Raw genomic sequence first — 15,447 nt, 5'->3', positions numbered from 1 at the left:
CGCGAAGCGCCCGCGTCAGGCCGCTGCCACGAAGGGCTTCCTAGAATCGGCGGCCCTCCCACGGCGGCACCGCGCCGCCGGCACGGCGACCGCCGTGAGCCAAGGACCTTTCCCGATGCGCCTTCCCCTTCTTCCCCGCGCCGCCGCCTGCCTCTGGGGCGCGGTGGTGTTCATGCCGGTGGGCCTGAACTACCTGGCCTTCCTGCTGCTGCTGGCCGTGATGCCGTTGGCCGGCGACTGGCGCGAACGCCTGCACCGCCTGGCGACCCATCCGCTGCGCTGGCCATTGGCCGCCCTGGTGCTGTGGCAGCTGGTGGTGCTGGCCATCGGCCCGCACTATGCCGAGACCGGCGTGAACCTGTGGCACGGCATGCGCATTCCGCTCACCATCGCGCTGGCCGTGATGCTCACGCGGGAGGAGGCGGTGTGGGCCATGCGCGGCTTCCTGGCCATCGCCTTCTTCAACATCGCCTACACGGCGGTGTTCTATGTCATCCTGCTGCACTACGGCGTGATGCCACCCATGGGCGTGCTCAAGCCGATGATCATGCTGGTGGGCAACAAGTCCATCAACGATGCGCTGCTCTACACCGTGCTCGGCGCGGCGTCGGCCGCGTGGGCGCTGCAGCGGCTGGTGGAGCACCGGCCCTATCGCGCAGTGGCCGGCTTCGCGCTGACGGCCGCGGCGGTTTTCATCGTCAACTGGAACCTGCCCTCGCGCACCTCGCTGCTGGCCATGCTGGTCGTGCTGCCGCTGCTGTGCGTGCACCAGTGGCGCAGCCACTGGCGCGGCATGGTGGTGGCGCTGGCGGCGGTGGTGGTGGTGCTGGGCTTCGCGCTGCGCGAGGCGCCGCCGGTGGTGGAGCAGAAGCTGGCCCAGGGCGTCTCCGAGATCGAAGCCGCGCGCGCGGGCGCGGTGTCCGAAGGCAGCTGGGTGGTGCGCTACCACATGTACACCGTCACCGGCCGCATGATCGCCGACCGGCCGCTGGCCGGCTGGGGCATCGGTGCCTGGAACCAGATCTGGCGCGAGCGCGGCCCGGCCCTGCTGGCCAACTACAACATGCCGCACAACGACTTCCTGTGGATGGGCTCGCAGACCGGTCTGCCCGGCGTGGCCGCCCTGCTGGCGGTGATGCTGTGCGCCGTGTGGCAGGCCTGGAAGCGGCCCGACCTGGCGGGGCGCGTGGCCTTCGCCGCCACGCTGATCGCGCTGCTCGCCAGCTGCGTCAACTCGGCGCTGCGCGACGCGCAGATCGGGCTGTCGCTGCTGTGGGTGGCGATGGTGTTCCTGCGCCTGGCGCGCGAGCCGGCGGGGGCGTGGCTGGACGTGCTGCCAAAGCGCTGGCGGGGCGCGTCCTAGCGGCCTCCGCCGATCACGCCATCGCCGCCCGCGGACCGCAGAGAGCAGGCGAGCCGCGTCGAGCAGGCAAGTGCTTGGCTGGCGTCAGGTCAAGCTGCCATCCAGAGCGACTCCGCAAGAACCCCTGCAGGACGCAGAAACGACAAGGCCGCCAGACTGGCGGCCTTGTCGTTTTGCTGTCACCAGCGGACTCGACGCCCGCCGCTCACAACACACGCTCAGTGGTGCCCCGCCACCACCTCGCCCGCCTTCAGGCGGTACAGCGTGCCGCAGTACGGGCACTTGGCCTCGCCCGTGCGGGCCACGTCCAGGTAGACGCGGGGATGGGTGTTCCAGAGCTTCATCTCGGCCTTGGGATTGGGACAGAACACACCGCCCTGGTGGTTCAGGTCCTTGGCGGCGAGTTCGACGACGGCGGAAGTGGACATGGCGATCAGACCTTGGTGAGCCAGTGGGCGTACTTGGGATTGCGGCCGTTGACGATGTCGAAGAAGGCGTTCTGCACCTTCTCGGTCACGGGGCCGCGGCTGCCGATGCCGATCTGCACACGGTCCAGTTCGCGGATGGGCGTGACCTCGGCGGCTGTGCCGGTGAAGAAGGCTTCGTCGGCGATGTAGACCTCGTCGCGGGTGATGCGCTTCTGCACCACCTCGATGCCGAGGTCCTTGGCGATGTGCAGGATGGTGTTGCGCGTGATGCCGTTGAGCGCGCCGGCCGACAGGTCGGGCGTGTAGATCACGCCGCCCTTGACCACGAAGATGTTCTCGCCCGCGCCTTCGCTGACGAAGCCGGCGGCGTCGAGCAGCAGGGCCTCGTCGTAGCCGTCTTCCGTGGCCTCCATGTTGGCCAGGATGGAGTTGCTGTAGTTGGACACCGCCTTGGCCTGCGTCATCGTGATGTTGACGTGGTGGCGGGTGTAGCTGCTGGTCTTGACGCGGATGCCGCGCTTCAGGCCCTCTTCGCCCAGGTAGGCGCCCCAGGCCCAGGCCGCGACCATGGCGTGGATGGTGTTGCCCTTGGGGCTCACGCCCAGCTTCTCGGAGCCGATCCACACCAGCGGACGCAGGTAGCAGCTCTCGAGCTGGTTGGCCCGCACGACTTCCTTCTGCGCCTCGTTGAGCTGCTCCTTGCTGAACGGGATGTTCATGCGCAGGATCTTGGCGCTGTTGAAGAGGCGTTCGGTGTGCTCTTCCAGACGGAAGATGGCGGTGCCGTTCACGGTGTTGTAGGCCCGAACCCCTTCGAAGGCGCCGCAGCCGTAGTGCAGCGTGTGGGTCAGCACATGGATCTTCGCGTCGCGCCAGTCGACGAGTTCACCGTCCATCCAGATCTTGCCGTCACGGTCGGCCAGCGAGGGGATCGCGCTCATGTCTTGCTTGTCCTTGCAGGGGGAAATGCGGGGGGAATGCGGGGAGCGCGCGATTTTAAGGCGCCGGCCTGCCCGGGCTTTTACTCGGGCTTACAGGCCGGCCGCGCGGCGCCAGGGACGCGGCGCACGCACAATCGCCCGCTTCGCGTTTTTCCCGCCGACCTGCCGTGCCCCGTTTCAAGAACGTCATCAGCTTCCGCATCGAGCCCGCCTGGGCGCCCGACTTCGACGCCGCCCAGCAGCAGCTGGAGAAGGAGCGCTTCGTGCCCTGCGGCGCGACGCAGGAATCGTCCGCCGGCTGGGTCGAGCCGCGCGGCCAGGCGGCCGGCCCGCTGCTGGAGTCCGTGGGCGGCCAGTGGCTGCTGGAGTACATGGTCGAGAGCAAGACCCTGCCCGCCTCGGTGGTGCGCCGTAAGCTGGACGAGCGCTGCGCGCAGATCGAACAGCAGACCGGCCGCCAGCCCGGCAAGAAGGAGAAGAAGCAGCTCAAGGAAGACATCACCCAGGAGCTGCTGCCCATGGCCTTCACCCGCCATGCGCGCATCGCGGTGTGGATCGACCCTGCGGCGCGGCGCCTGACGCTGGACACCTCCAACCAGGCCCGCGCCGACGGTGTGGTGACAGCGCTGGTGAAGGCGCTGGACGGCTTCGGCGTGTCGGCCTTCCACACGCAGGTGGAGCCGGGGAGCGCCATGGCCGGCTGGCTGGCGACGCAGGAGCCGCCGGCGGGCTTCTCCATCGACCGCGACTGCGAGCTCAAGGCCACGGACGATTCCAAGGCCGTGGTGCGCTATGCCAAGCATCCGCTGGACATCGAGGAGGTGCGCGAACACATCGCCCAGGGCAAGCGGCCGACGCGCCTGGCGCTCACCTGGGAGGACCGCGTGTCCTTCGAGCTGACCGAGGGCATGCAGCTGCGCAAGCTGCAGTTCCTGGAAGGCGTGTTCGACGGCGCCGGCAGCGATGCGCAGGCCAAGGACGAGGGCTTCGACACCGACGCCGCCATCGTCACCGGCGAGCTGGGCCAGCTGCTGCCGGCGCTGCTGGAGGCGCTGGGCGGCGAGATGGCGCCGGGGATGGCCGCTGCACCGGCACCGGCACCGGCACCGGCACCGCTGGCCGAAAAGCAGGTGGCGACGGCAGCGGCCGAGGACGACGGCCCGCCGTTCTGAGCATCGCCCGGGCCGGGGCGGCCGGGCTCAGCGCGCGTCCGACGTCGCGCCCGTCACCGCATCCGCCGTGTGAGGCGGCACCGCCGCAGCCGCCGCGGCCTCTTCCACCGGCACCGGCCGCGTCAGCTTCCACGCCTGCAGCTTGCCCTCGAGAAACGTCGCGTCCACGTAGGAATCGCCGTTGTCCGTCCAGCGGAACACCTCGGGCTGCACGCCCTCGGGCGTCTGCGCGGCGCCGATCGAACGGGTCATGGCGATCACGTGCAGCAGCGTCATGCGCGGCTTGAGCTTGGCATTGAGCATCACCGCGCTGTCCACATAGCCCATCGGCCGGTTGCCGGCGCGGCGCAGCACGGTCATCGTGCGGGTGAAATGCAGCAGCAGGAACATGATGATGCCGCCGGCCACGCCGACGAAGCCCGCCAGGCCGTAGCTGCGCCAGCCGATCACCAGCAGGGCCAGTCCCGCAACGGGGACGAGGATTTTCGAGAGAGTCATGGCGGCGGATTGTCCCTGCTCCGGCCTGCGGGCCGCATTGCGGACAACCGCAGCCCGCGGCTTCGGGTCAACCCTGCCTGTCGGCCATCTCGCGCATGCGCCGGCGCAGGGCGCGCTCGCGCTTCTGCTCCTCGTCCCAGTCGTGGCGGATGGCGAGCGTGACCGAGATGGCCATCAGCACCAGCACCAGCGCGAAGGGCAGCGCGAAGACGATGGTGGCCGTCTGCACCGCATTCAGGCCGCCCGCCAGCAGCAGGCTCAGCGCAATGGCGGCCACCAGCACGCCCCAGACGATCTTCACCCGGTTGGGCGGGTTGGGATTGCCCTGCGTGCTCATGGTGCCCAGCACCAGCGTGGCCGAATCGCCCGAGGTGACGAAGAACACGAACACCAGCACCGTGGCCACCACCGACAGCAGCGCGCCGGCCGGCATGGCGTCGAACATCACGAACATGGTGCTGGAGACATTGGCGGCCACCGCCTCGGCCAGCGGCACGCCGCGGAAGATCTCGAAGTTCAGCGCCGTGCCGCCGAACACCGCGAACCAGGCGAAGCCCACCAGGCTGGGCGCGAGCACCGTGCCCACCAGGAACTGACGCACCGTGCGACCGCGCGACACGCGCGCGATGAACAGGCCCACGAAGGGCGACCAGGCCAGCCACCAGGCCCAGTAGAAGATGGTCCAGTCGCCGATCCACGAACTCTGGCGGAAGGGCGTCATGCGCAGGCTCATGCGCACGAATTCGCTCAGGTAGGTGCCCAGCGTGGCGGTGAAGGTGTCGATGATGGCGATGGTCGGCCCCAGGCACATGACCACCAGTGCCAGCACCCCGGCCATGATCAGGTTGCCGATGGACAGCCACTTCACGCCGCGCTCCACGCCGCTGACGGCCGAGGTGATGAACAGCACCGTGGTCACCACGATGATGCCGGCCTGCGTCCACTGGCCGATGGGCAGGCCGAAGGCCTGGTTCAGGCCGGCGCCGATCTGCGTGGCGCCCATGCCCAGCGAGGCCGCGACGCCGAAGGCCGTGGCCACCACCGCCAGCACGTTGACCACCGGCGACAGCCGCCGGGCCCAGGCCCAGGGCAGGGCCTCGGTGGCCGAACTCACCAGCGGCAGCGCCTTGCGGCGGAAGGTGAAGAAGCTGATGGCCAGGCCCACGATGCCGTAGATGGCCCACGGATGGAAACCCCAGTGGAAGAAGGCATAGCGCATGGCCGCGCCCGCCGCCTCGGGCGTGTTGGGCGCGATGCCCGGCGGCGGCTTGATGTAGTGCGACACCGGCTCGGCCACGCCCCAGAACACCAGGCCGATGCCCATGCCGGCGGCGAAGAGCATCGAGAACCAGGCGCCGATGGAGAACTCGGGTTCGTCGTCCTCGTCGCCGAGCTTGAGGTCGCCGTAGCGGCTCACGGCCAGGAAGAAGGCCAGCAGCACCAGGCCCAGCACCACCCACAGGTAGAACCAGCCGAAGGTGCGGGTGATGTCGGCGAGCAGCGTGCTGAAGACGCTGTCGAGCGTGCGGGGCGAAATCAGGCCCCAGAGCACCACGGCACCGATGATGGCCGCGGAGACGATGAGTTGCATGGCGCACTCCTCCTCGAAGCGCCCCATGGCCAACGGCGTCGCCGGCGGTGCGCATGCACCGCCATCGCATGCCGCAGCCCGACGGGGCGTTGATGGACGACAGGCCTGCGGCGCTTGGCCGCAGACGGGAAAAGCGGGCGGCAGCAGGGCCGCCCCGATGCCCAGACTACCGGCGCGCAGGGCCGGATAGGGCGAAACGAAGGCGCGGATTGTAGGCGGCCGGGGCCATGCGCCGCCGTAGGTGCCCGCGCTCCGGGTTCACTGGGTCGTGGTGTAGTCCGACACCACCTTCCACTTGCCGTCCACGATCTGCGACAGGCGCGAATTGTTGTTGCCCAGGCGCTTGGTGGCGCTGAAGGTCATCCTGGGCGAGCCGAACATGTCGGGCTCGAAGGTGCTGGCGTCCATGACCTTGATGAAGCTGTCGGTGCTCAGGTTGGCACCCGCCTTCTGCGCCGCCTGCGCGAAGTCGTCGATGATGGAATAGCCGTAGACCGAGAAGACCGTCGGGTCCTCGTTGAACTTGGTCTTGTACTTGTTGGCCCAGAAGCGGATCTTGTCGTTCTGCTCGTCGGTGTAGGGGTTCTGTACCGTCATGGTGGCGTACATGCCGTCCATGGCCTTGCCGCCCAGCTTGTGGATCAGGTCGGTGTAGGCGGCGCTGGTGCCCAGGAACACCGGGTTGAAGCCGGTCTTGCGCGACTCGGCGATGGTGCCGATGGTCTCGCGGATGATGGTGCCCAGCACCACCATGTCGCAGCCGGCGGCCTTCATCCTGGCGACCTGGCTGCTGAAGTCGGTGGCGCCGCGCTTGAAGCTGGTCTTCTCGGCCAGCTCCATGCCGGCGGCCTTGAGGCCCGCCTCGGCGCCGCGCTGCACCTCCAGGCCGAACTCGTCGTCCTGGTAGATGGTGCAGACCTTCCTGGCGCTCTTTTCCTTCACCAGCGCCGGCAGCGCGCCGCGCACCTGGTCGTAGTAGGTGGCCGAGAACGAGTACTTGAGCCGGTTGAGCGGCTCGTACATCTCGCGCGCGGCGGTGATGGGGAAGAAGTTGACGACGTTCTTGTCGAACTGCACCGGCATGGCCGCCATGTTCTGGGCGGTGCCGAGGTGGCCGGCCATGATGAAGATCTTGTCCTGGTTGACCAGCTTCTGCGCCGCCAGCACGGCCTTCTTGGGGTCGTAGCCCGAGTCCTCCACGTAGAGCTTGAGCTTGCGGCCGTTGATGCCGCCCTGCTCGTTGATTTCCTCCACCCGCAGCTGCATGCCGTTGCGGGCCTGCTTGCCGAAGCCGGCCAGCGGGCCGGACAGGTCCTGGATGGTGCCGATGCGGATCTCGTCCTTGCTCACGCCCTGCTGGGCGGAGGCGAATGGACTGGACAGCGCCAGCGTGGTGGCGGCCAGGGCCGTCAGGGAAGTCTTCATGGCGGTCGTCTCCTTGGCGTTGCGGAAGTGAACGGGGTCAGGCATACATCGCATCGATCTGGGCGGCGTACTTGGCCTGCACCAGCTTGCGCTTGAGCTTCATGGTGGGCGTGAGCTCCTCGTCCTCGGCGCTGAGCTGGGTGTCGAGCAGGAAGAACTTCTTGATCTGCTCCACGCGCGCGAACTTCGCGTTGACGCGGTCGATCTCGGCCTGGATCAGGTCCTGCACCTCGCGGGCGCGCGTCAGGCTGGCGTAGTTGCTGAAGGGCACGTCGTGGTCCTGGGCGAATTTCTCGACGTTCTCCTGGTCGATCATGACGATCACCGTGAGGTAGGGCCTGGCATCGCCGATCACCACCGCGTCGGTGATGTACGGGCTGAACTTGAGCTCGTTCTCCAGCTCGCTGGGCGTGATGTTCTTGCCGCCCGCGGTGATGATGATGTCCTTCATGCGGTCGGTGATGCGGAAAAACCCGTCCGCGTCCACCGTGCCCACGTCGCCGGTGTGCAGCCAGCCCTCGGCGTCCAGCGCCTCGGCCGTCTTGTCCGGCAGGTTGAGGTAGCCCATGAACACGTTGGGGCCCCGCACGCGGATCTCGCCCGTGGCCTCGTCGATGCGCACCTCGTTGTAGGCGGTGGCGGGGCCGATGGAGCCGGGCTTGATGCGGTCGGCCGGCATGCCGGTGGCGGCGCCGCCGGTCTCGGTCATGCCCCAGACCTCCAGCATGGGCACGCCCAGCGCCAGGTACCAGCGCACCAGTTCGGGCGAGATGGGCGCCGCCCCCGTCACCAGGAAACGCGCGCGGTGGATGCCGATGAGCTTGCGCACGTTGTCCAGCGCCAGCGCGCGCGCCAGGCGGAACTGCAGCTTCAGCGCACCGCCCACCGGCTGGCCTGCGAGCACGCGGTCGGCGATGCGCCCGCCCACGCCGATGGCCCAGTCGTAGGCGGCGCGCTGCAGGGGCGTGGCTTCCTTGAGCGCGATCGTCACGCCCGAATAGAACTTCTCCCACACGCGCGGCACGGCCAGGAAGACGGTGGGCGCGATCTCGCGCACGTTCTCGGGCACCGTCTCGGGGTTCTCGACGAAGTTGAGCACCGAGCCGGTGTACATGGCGAAGTACTCGCCGCCCATGCGTTCGGCCACGTGGCACAGCGGCAGGAAGCACATGCGCTCGTCGTGCTCGTCCTGCGCGATCAGCGTGTTGTAGCCGCGCATGGCGTACACCAGCCCGCCATGGCTGTGCATGGCGCCCTTGGGCTTGCCGGTGGTGCCCGAGGTGTAGATGAGGATGGCCAGGTCGGTGGGCTGCAGCCGCGCCACCCGCTCGTCGATGGCCTGCGGATGCAGCCGCCGGTGCTCGCGGCCCAGGGCGCGCAGGTCGTCCAGCGAGAGCACGTCGGGGTCGCGGAAGTCGCGCAGCCCCTTCATGTCGAACACCACCACCTTGCGCAGCCCCGGCAGCTGGGCGCGCACGGCCAGGGCCTTGTCGAGCTGCTCGTCGTCCTCCACGAAGAGTATCGAGGTGGACGAGTCCTCGCACAGGTAGTGCACCTGCGTGGCGGCATCGGTGGGGTAGATGCCGTTGGACACGCCCGCGCAGCTGAGCACCGCCAGGTCGGCCAGCACCCATTCGACCACCGTGTTGGACAGAATCGACGCGCAGTCGCCCGGCGCGAAGTCCAGCGCCATGAGGCCGTGGGCGATCTCGCGCACGGCCTCGGCGGTCTGCTGCCAGGTCCAGGCACGCCAGATGCCCAGCTTCTTCTGGCGCAGCCACACGCGATCACTGCGGGCACGGGCCGCGTTCCAGAACACGGCGGGCAGCGTTTCGCCGGGCACCAGCAGGGCGCTGTTCGGCTGCATGTGGCCGGTGTCCCAGAGGCCGGCGGGTCGGTAGGCCGTCATCGCCAGGTCTTCTTCTTTTTCCAGCGCCGCTCGCCGCGGGCGCCGCCGTCCTGCATGCCGAGGTAGAACTCCTGGATGTCCTCCTTCTCGCGCAGGCGCTCGCAGCTGTCCTCCATGACGATGCGGCCGTTCTCCAGCACGTAGCCGTGGTCGGCCGCGTTGAGCGCCATGTTGGCGTTCTGCTCCACCACCAGCAGCGTGGTGCCGCGCTCGCGGTTGATGCGCACCACGATCTCGAAGATTTCCTTGGTGAGCTTGGGCGACAGGCCCAGGGACGGCTCGTCCAGCAGGATCAGCTCGGGCGCGGCCATCAGCGCACGCGAGATGGCCAGCATCTGCTGCTGGCCGCCCGACAGCAGGCCGGCGTCCTGCGCGGCGCGCTCGCGCAGGATGGGGAAGTAGCCGAACACCGTCTCCAGGTCGCGTGCCACGCCATCGCGGTCGCGCCGGGTGTAGGCGCCCATCAGCAGGTTGTCGCGCACCGACAGCAGCGGGAACACCTCGCGGCCCTCGGGCACGTGCGACAGGCCCTGCTGCACGATGAAGGCCGGATCGCGCGCGGTGATGTCCCGGCCCTTGAAGTGCACCGTGCCCTTGCGCGGATCGATGATGCCGGAGATGGTCTTGAGGATGGTCGTCTTGCCCGCGCCGTTGCTGCCCAGCACGGTGGCGATCTCGCCGCGCCGCACCCGGAGGCTGACGCCGCGGATGGCCTTGATGGGGCCGTAGGCGCTTTCGACGTTGAGCAGCTGCAGCACGTCCTCGGCGGGGGCGGCATCCACGCCCGGCGGCAGGACGGCATGCACCGGCAGGCTGGTCGAGGCGATGGCGATGCCGGTCATGGGCGCGCTCCCTGCACACCTGCGGCCGGCCGGGGAAGGGCGGGCACGGTGCGCCTCATGCCGCCACCTTCGGCCGCCGCAGGCTGCTCACGTCCTCGGCGGTGCCGAGGTAGGCCTCGATCACCCGCGCATCGGCCTGCACCTCGCGCGCGCTGCCCAGCGCCAGCACCTGGCCCTGGGCCATGGCCAGCACGCGGTCCGACACCTTGGAGACCAGCGTCATGTCGTGCTCCACCATCAGCACGGAGATGCCCAGCTCGTGCTGGATGTCCTGGATCCAGAAGGCCATGTCGGCGGTCTCCTCCACGTTCAGGCCGGACGAGGGCTCGTCCAGCAGCAGCAGTTGCGGCTCGGTGCACAGGGCGCGCGCCAGTTCGACCACCTTGCGCACGCCGTAGGGCAGGCCGGCGACCAGCGAATCGCGGTGGTGCTGCAGGTCCAGCAGGTCGATCACCTGCTCGGCCTTCTCGCGCGCGGCCACCTCGGCGGCGCGCGTGGCGGGCGTGAAGAACAGCTCCGACCAGAAGCCCGTGCGCCGGTGCACGTGCCGGCCGATCAGCAGGTTGTGCAACACCGTCGCATGCTCGAAGAGCTCGATGTTCTGGAAGGTGCGCGCGATGCCCAGCGCGGCAATGGCATGCGGCGGCTGGTCGGTCAGCATCAGCGGCGCCGCGCCGCCGTGCCAGGTAATGCGGCCCGTCGTGGGCTGGTAGATGCGGCTGATGAGGTTGAACACCGTCGTCTTGCCCGCGCCGTTGGGGCCGATGAGCGTGAACACCTCGCCGCGCCGCACGTCGAAGCTCACCTGGTTGACCGCCAGCACGCCGCCGAAGCGCACGCTGAGGTCCTGGGCGGAAAGCAGCACGTCGCTCATTTCAGCCTGTCGGATTTTGTAAAGGACTTCTGCCGCTTGAACATGCCCCGGCGGTAGAAGGGAAAGAGCTGCAGCCAGGTGCGGACCTTGAGCCAGCGGCCGTACAGGCCCATCGGCTCGAAGAGCACGAAGGCGATCAGCACCAGGCCGTACACCAGCCCCTGCAGGCCGGGTGCCTGGCCGATGGCGGCGGGCAGCCAGTCCTTGCCGAGCGCGATGAGCTGCGGCATGGAGATCAGGAAGATGGCGCCCAGGAACACGCCGTGCACCGAGCCCAGCCCGCCGATCACCACCAGCAGCAGCAGGTCGATGGACTGCAGGATGCTGAACTGGTCGGGCGAGAGAAAGCTGATCTTGTGCGCATAGAGCGCGCCGCCCAGCCCGGCCAGCGCGGCCGACAGCGCGAAGGCCAGCGTCTTGTAGCGCGCGAGCGGAATGCCCATGCTCTGCGCCGAGATCTCCGAATCGCGGATGGCGACGAAGGCCCGCCCGGTGGGCGCGCGCAGCAGGTTGAGCACGCCCAGCGTGCACAGCACGGCCGTGATGAGGCAGACGAAGTAGAAGGCCTCGCCGCCGCCGAAGTCCAGGCCGAAGAGCTTCGGCGACTTGACGTGCAGGCCCGCGTTGCCGCCGGTCACCGACTCCCAGCGCGCGAAGACCTCTTCCACGATGAAGCCGAAGGCCAGCGTGGCGATGCCCAGGTAGATGCCCTTGACGCGCAATGCCGGCATGGCCACCACCACCCCCACCGCGGCCGACAGCAGCGCCGCCGCCACCATGGCCAGCGGGAAGGGCAGGCCCAGGTTGACCAGCACGCCCTGCGTGTAGGCGCCCGTACCCAGAAAGGCCGCATGGCCGATGGAGAACTGGCCCGTGAAGCCCGCCAGCAGCATCAGCCCGAGGCCGACCACCGAATAGATGAGCACGAAGTTCAACTGCGCGAGCCAGTATTCGTCCAGCAGCCAGGGCGCCGCCAGCAGCACCACGCCCAGCAACGAATACCAGAAGCGGTGGCCGCCATGCCTGGCGAGGTCGATGTCCTGCGCGTAGGAGGTCTTGAAGATGAAACGCATGGCTCAGACCTTCTTGCGCAGCTTCTCGCCGAACAGGCCGTTGGGCTTGACCATCAGCATGGCCAGCACCACGATGTACGGTGCCGTGTCCTTGAAGCCGTCGGGCAGGTAGAAGCCGGCCAGCGACTCCACCACGCCGATCACCAGCCCGCCCACGATGGCCCCCGGCAGGCTGCCGAAGCCGCCCACCACCGCCGCCGGAAAGGCCTTGAGCCCGATGAAGCCCATGTTGGCATGCACGAAGGTGATGGGCGCGAGCAGGATGCCCGCCACCGTGGCCACCGCCGCCGCCAGGCCCCACACCAGGCCGTTGAGCCGCTTGACCGGAATGCCCATGTAGTAGGCCGCCAGCTGGTTCTGCGAGCTGGCCTGCATGGCGATGCCCAGCTTGCTGTAGCGGAACATGGCGTACAGCAGCCCGCACAGCACCGCCGTGGCGGCGATCACCACCGCCTGCTCCACGTTGACCACCAGGCCGCCCAGGTTCCAGACCTGGTCCTTGTAGGGCACGGGCAGCGTGTGCGTCTCGGTGCCGATGCCCGGCACCATGGTGATGAGCCCGCGCACGACGTAGCCGATGCCGATGGTCAGCATGACGATGGAGAACTGCGGCTGGCCCAGGATGGGCCGGATCACCACCAGCTCCAGCAGCGCGCCGAAGGCCACCAGCGCCGCCACGGCCAGCACGGCGGCCAGCCAGAAGGGCAGACCCAGCAGCGTCATCGCCGCAAAGGCCGCGAAGGCGCCGAGCATCATCAGGTCGCCCTGGGCGAAGCTGACGGTCTCGGTGGCCTTGTAGATGAGCACGAAGCCCAGGGCGATCAGCCCGTAGATGCAGCCCTGGGCGATGCCCGAGAGCAGGAGTTGCAGCACCTGCATGTGCGTCGGGGTGGGCGTGGGCGCGCGGCGTGCGTCGCGGTGGGGCGGCGTCGGCGCGTGCTCAGGCCGACGGCCCGTGCGCGTCCATCACGGCCAGGCGGCGCGAGCCGGCGACGATGTCGCTGGGCGTGAGGCCGTAGACCTGTCGGATCGAATGGCTGAAGTGGGTGGAGTCGGGATAGCCGGCATCCAGCGCGATGTCGGTGAGGCTGGTGCCCTGGTGCACGTAGCGCAGCAGGCTGCGCGCGCGCTTCCAGGCGCGGAACACGCGGAACGGCACGCCGGCCTGGCTGCGGAACAGGTGCAGAAAGCGCGAGAAGGACAGGCCCACCGACGCCGCGCAGGCCTCGGCCGTCAGCGGCTCGGCCGGGTTGGCGCAGATGCGGGCGACGATCTGCGCGATGCGCGGGTCGAGCCGGCGCGGTGCCAGCGCCTGGCCGAAGAACAGCCGGTCGAAGTCCGCCGGCGGCGGCGCCTCGCCCTGGCTGGCGGCGAGCAACTGGGCATGGGCGACCCGCATGCGGCGCACGACGTCGTCGTCCTGCACGGCGCCGGCCTGGCCAAGCAGCGGCGGCAGCGCATCGGCATCCACCGATTCGGGTTCGACCAGCACGCTGAGCACCAGCGGCTCGGCGCTTTCCACGCGGTGCGGCGCATGCGGCGGCACCACCAGCAGCTCGCCCGACTGCCAGGGGCCGCCGTCGATGCTCACGCGGTTGGGCAGGCCGCGCGGCGACACGTAGAGCGCATGGCCGCCCAGGCTGCGCGAGCGCGTGGCGCCCAGCAGGCCGGCGTAGAAGACGCGCTGCGACGTCAGCCACATGACGCGTTCGCCGCCTTCGGCACGGGCGGTCCTGCTGGTGTGCATCCTCGTGTCTCCTCCTGGCAGAAGGTCCGGGCCCGCGGTGCCGGGCGATGGGCGCGGCGCCATGCCCACCGCGGCGGCGGCGGCCTGGGGCAGGCGCGGGCCATCGTAGTGGCGGCTCCGGCCGCTTGGAAGCGGGCGGCGCGAGGGACTTACCCTAGGGCGCATGGACGGTGTCTCCGACGGTTGTGCAGGCCCTGGCTCTGGAGGCCGGGTCGTGGCCGGGAGCGTAGGCAGCCGGGTGGGTCGGCGCTTGCGGCAACTGGCTGCGGGGCCCGCGCGGGCATCGGGATCGACCCGGAGGGCCGCCGCGCGCCCGCGCGCTTCGCCTGCGCGACGGTCCCGGCGGCGCCTCGCCGTTAGCATGCAGGCCAAGCTTTCCGCCTCTTTCCCCTTTCTTCCTTTCCGACCTCGAGGAGCGAATCAATGGACATCCAGACCGTGGGCATCATCGGTGCCGGCACCATGGGCAACGGCATCGCGCAGGCCTGCGCCGTGTCGGGCGTCAAGGTGGTGATGGTGGACATCAACCAGGCCGCCGTGGACAAGGGCTTGGCCACCATCGCCGGCAGCCTGGACCGGCTGATCAAGAAGGAGAAGCTGACCGAGGCGCAGAAGGCCGACGCGCTGGCGCTGATCCGGGGCTCGACGAACTACGACGACCTGAAGGCGGCGCAGCTGGTCATCGAGGCCGCCACCGAAAACCACGAGCTCAAGCGCAAGATCCTCAAGCAGGTCGACGCGCTGCTGGCGCCGGAGGTGATCGTGGCCTCCAACACCTCGTCCATCTCGATCACGCAGTTGGCCGCCGACACCTCGCGCGCCGACCGCTTCATCGGCATGCACTTCTTCAACCCGGTGCCGATGATGGCGCTGGTGGAGCTGATCCGCGGCTACCTGACCAGCGACGCCACGCACGACGCCGTGAAGGCGCTGGCCCTCAAGCTGGGCAAGCAGCCCATCACCGTGAAGAACGCGCCCGGCTTCGTGGTCAACCGCATCCTGGTGCCGATGATCAACGAGGCCTTCTTCGTGCTGGCCGAGGGCCTGGCCACGCCCGAGGACATCGATGCCGGCATGAAGCTGGGCTGCAACCATCCCATCGGCCCGCTGGCCCTGGCCGACATGATCGGCCTGGACGTGTGCCTGGCGGTGATGGAGGTCTATCTGGAGGAATTCGGCGACTCCAAGTACCGGCCCTGCCCGCTGCTCAAGGAGATGGTCGCGGCCGGCCAGTTGGGGCGCAAGACGGGGCGCGGGGTGTACCACTACTGACCTGGGACGCCTGCGCACGACGGTGCCGCCCGGCCCGCCGCCTGCGATACCCTTGCCTGCCTGCCTGCCTGCCTGCCTGCCTGCCTGCCTGCCTGCATTCGCGGCACCGATCCGGCGTCCCGCTGCTGCGGGACTTCCCCCCTTTTCCGAAGGAGCATCCCATGCCCGCCCTGCCAATCCGCCAGTCCGTCCTGGCCCTGTCCCTGGCATGCGCCGCCACCTCCGTGCCGGCCGCAGAGTCGGCAGCGGAACCACTGGCCGCCACGGATGCGCCGGCTGGTCCATCCGCGCCCCAGCCCCCCCGCGCCCCCG

14 protein-coding genes are annotated in these 15,447 nt (G+C 69.2%); 3 read left to right on the top strand and 11 right to left on the bottom strand.

What is annotated here, in order from left to right; all coding sequences use genetic code 11:
• Positions 1–115 precede the first annotated feature (115 nt).
• Positions 116–1,363, top strand: coding sequence for an O-antigen ligase family protein (locus tag NS331_RS16335; protein ID WP_058643029.1), 1,248 nt, complete (start codon positions 116–118; stop codon positions 1,361–1,363).
• A gap of 218 nt (positions 1,364–1,581) precedes the next feature.
• On the opposite strand, the gene NS331_RS16330 is transcribed toward NS331_RS16335, so the two are convergent.
• Complete coding sequence (locus tag NS331_RS16330) at positions 1,582–1,791, bottom strand: zinc-finger domain-containing protein (protein ID WP_058643028.1); 210 nt, start codon at positions 1,789–1,791, stop codon at positions 1,582–1,584.
• 5 nt (positions 1,792–1,796) lie between these two features.
• Positions 1,797–2,732 carry a branched-chain amino acid transaminase gene (locus NS331_RS16325; protein WP_058643027.1) on the bottom strand — a complete coding sequence of 312 codons (936 nt, stop codon included), beginning with the start codon at positions 2,730–2,732 and terminating at the stop codon, positions 1,797–1,799.
• Between the two features lie 167 nt (positions 2,733–2,899).
• Between NS331_RS16325 and NS331_RS16320 the strand changes: the two genes are divergently transcribed.
• Positions 2,900–3,904, top strand: coding sequence for a recombination-associated protein RdgC (locus NS331_RS16320; RefSeq protein WP_058643026.1), 1,005 nt, complete (start codon positions 2,900–2,902; stop codon positions 3,902–3,904).
• A 27-nt stretch (positions 3,905–3,931) separates the two neighbouring features.
• Here NS331_RS16320 and NS331_RS16315 read toward each other — a convergent pair whose 3' ends face one another.
• From NS331_RS16315 to NS331_RS16275, 9 genes are all read right to left on the bottom strand, one after another.
• Complete coding sequence (locus tag NS331_RS16315) at positions 3,932–4,402, bottom strand: hypothetical protein (protein ID WP_058643025.1); 471 nt, start codon at positions 4,400–4,402, stop codon at positions 3,932–3,934.
• Positions 4,403–4,469: 67 nt separating this feature from the next.
• Positions 4,470–5,993 carry a BCCT family transporter gene (locus NS331_RS16310; protein WP_082702552.1) on the bottom strand — a complete coding sequence of 508 codons (1,524 nt, stop codon included), beginning with the start codon at positions 5,991–5,993 and terminating at the stop codon, positions 4,470–4,472.
• 258 nt (positions 5,994–6,251) lie between these two features.
• Positions 6,252–7,418, bottom strand: a complete 1,167-nt coding sequence (locus NS331_RS16305) for an ABC transporter substrate-binding protein (protein ID WP_058643023.1) — start codon at positions 7,416–7,418, stop codon at positions 6,252–6,254.
• Between the two features lie 37 nt (positions 7,419–7,455).
• Entirely contained in the window at positions 7,456–9,327 is a 1,872-nt protein-coding gene (locus tag NS331_RS16300; RefSeq protein WP_058643022.1) for an AMP-dependent synthetase/ligase, read from the bottom strand.
• The gene (locus NS331_RS16295; protein ID WP_242873782.1) at positions 9,324–10,169 is read right to left on the bottom strand and encodes an ABC transporter ATP-binding protein; all 846 of its coding nucleotides are present in this window, start codon (positions 10,167–10,169) and stop codon (positions 9,324–9,326) included. The genes NS331_RS16300 and NS331_RS16295 overlap by 4 nt, the downstream gene beginning before the upstream one ends.
• Positions 10,170–10,224: 55 nt before the next feature.
• Complete coding sequence (locus NS331_RS16290) at positions 10,225–11,043, bottom strand: ABC transporter ATP-binding protein (protein WP_058643021.1); 819 nt, start codon at positions 11,041–11,043, stop codon at positions 10,225–10,227.
• Positions 11,040–12,116, bottom strand: a complete 1,077-nt coding sequence (locus NS331_RS16285) for a branched-chain amino acid ABC transporter permease (RefSeq protein WP_058643020.1) — start codon at positions 12,114–12,116, stop codon at positions 11,040–11,042. Before NS331_RS16285 ends, NS331_RS16290 begins: the two co-directional genes overlap by 4 nt.
• 3 nt (positions 12,117–12,119) lie before the next feature.
• Positions 12,120–12,995: a branched-chain amino acid ABC transporter permease gene (locus tag NS331_RS16280; protein ID WP_058643019.1), complete on the bottom strand. Its 876-nt coding sequence runs from the start codon at positions 12,993–12,995 to the stop codon at positions 12,120–12,122.
• A 61-nt stretch (positions 12,996–13,056) separates the two neighbouring features.
• Positions 13,057–13,863, bottom strand: coding sequence for a helix-turn-helix transcriptional regulator (locus tag NS331_RS16275; RefSeq protein ID WP_058643018.1), 807 nt, complete (start codon positions 13,861–13,863; stop codon positions 13,057–13,059).
• Positions 13,864–14,286: 423 nt separating this feature from the next.
• On the opposite strand from NS331_RS16275, the gene NS331_RS16270 reads away from it, so the two are divergent.
• Entirely contained in the window at positions 14,287–15,135 is an 849-nt protein-coding gene (locus NS331_RS16270; RefSeq protein ID WP_058643017.1) for a 3-hydroxybutyryl-CoA dehydrogenase, read from the top strand.
• Positions 15,136–15,447: the final 312 nt, after the last annotated feature.

This window comes from Pseudacidovorax intermedius (genome assembly GCF_001476815.1).
GTDB classification, from domain to species: Bacteria; Pseudomonadota; Gammaproteobacteria; order Burkholderiales; family Burkholderiaceae_C; genus Xenophilus; species Xenophilus intermedius_A.
This window is presented reverse-complemented; position numbering and strand designations above follow the sequence as displayed.

Bases quoted from the DNA above. Each gene is read 5' to 3' on its own strand.
- NS331_RS16335 (WP_058643029.1), top strand. From the start codon at position 116: ATGCGCCTTCCCCTTCTTCCCCGCGCCGCCGCCTGCCTCTGGGGCGCG.
- NS331_RS16330 (WP_058643028.1), bottom strand. From the start codon at position 1,791: ATGTCCACTTCCGCCGTCGTCGAACTCGCCGCCAAGGACCTGAACCAC.
- NS331_RS16325 (WP_058643027.1), bottom strand. From the start codon at position 2,732: ATGAGCGCGATCCCCTCGCTGGCCGACCGTGACGGCAAGATCTGGATG.
- NS331_RS16315 (WP_058643025.1), bottom strand. From the start codon at position 4,402: ATGACTCTCTCGAAAATCCTCGTCCCCGTTGCGGGACTGGCCCTGCTG.
- NS331_RS16310 (WP_082702552.1), bottom strand. From the start codon at position 5,993: ATGCAACTCATCGTCTCCGCGGCCATCATCGGTGCCGTGGTGCTCTGG.
- NS331_RS16305 (WP_058643023.1), bottom strand. From the start codon at position 7,418: ATGAAGACTTCCCTGACGGCCCTGGCCGCCACCACGCTGGCGCTGTCC.
- NS331_RS16300 (WP_058643022.1), bottom strand. From the start codon at position 9,327: ATGACGGCCTACCGACCCGCCGGCCTCTGGGACACCGGCCACATGCAG.
- NS331_RS16295 (WP_242873782.1), bottom strand. From the start codon at position 10,169: ATGACCGGCATCGCCATCGCCTCGACCAGCCTGCCGGTGCATGCCGTC.
- NS331_RS16290 (WP_058643021.1), bottom strand. From the start codon at position 11,043: ATGAGCGACGTGCTGCTTTCCGCCCAGGACCTCAGCGTGCGCTTCGGC.
- NS331_RS16285 (WP_058643020.1), bottom strand. From the start codon at position 12,116: ATGCGTTTCATCTTCAAGACCTCCTACGCGCAGGACATCGACCTCGCC.
- NS331_RS16280 (WP_058643019.1), bottom strand. From the start codon at position 12,995: ATGCAGGTGCTGCAACTCCTGCTCTCGGGCATCGCCCAGGGCTGCATC.
- NS331_RS16275 (WP_058643018.1), bottom strand. From the start codon at position 13,863: ATGCACACCAGCAGGACCGCCCGTGCCGAAGGCGGCGAACGCGTCATG.
- NS331_RS16270 (WP_058643017.1), top strand. From the start codon at position 14,287: ATGGACATCCAGACCGTGGGCATCATCGGTGCCGGCACCATGGGCAAC.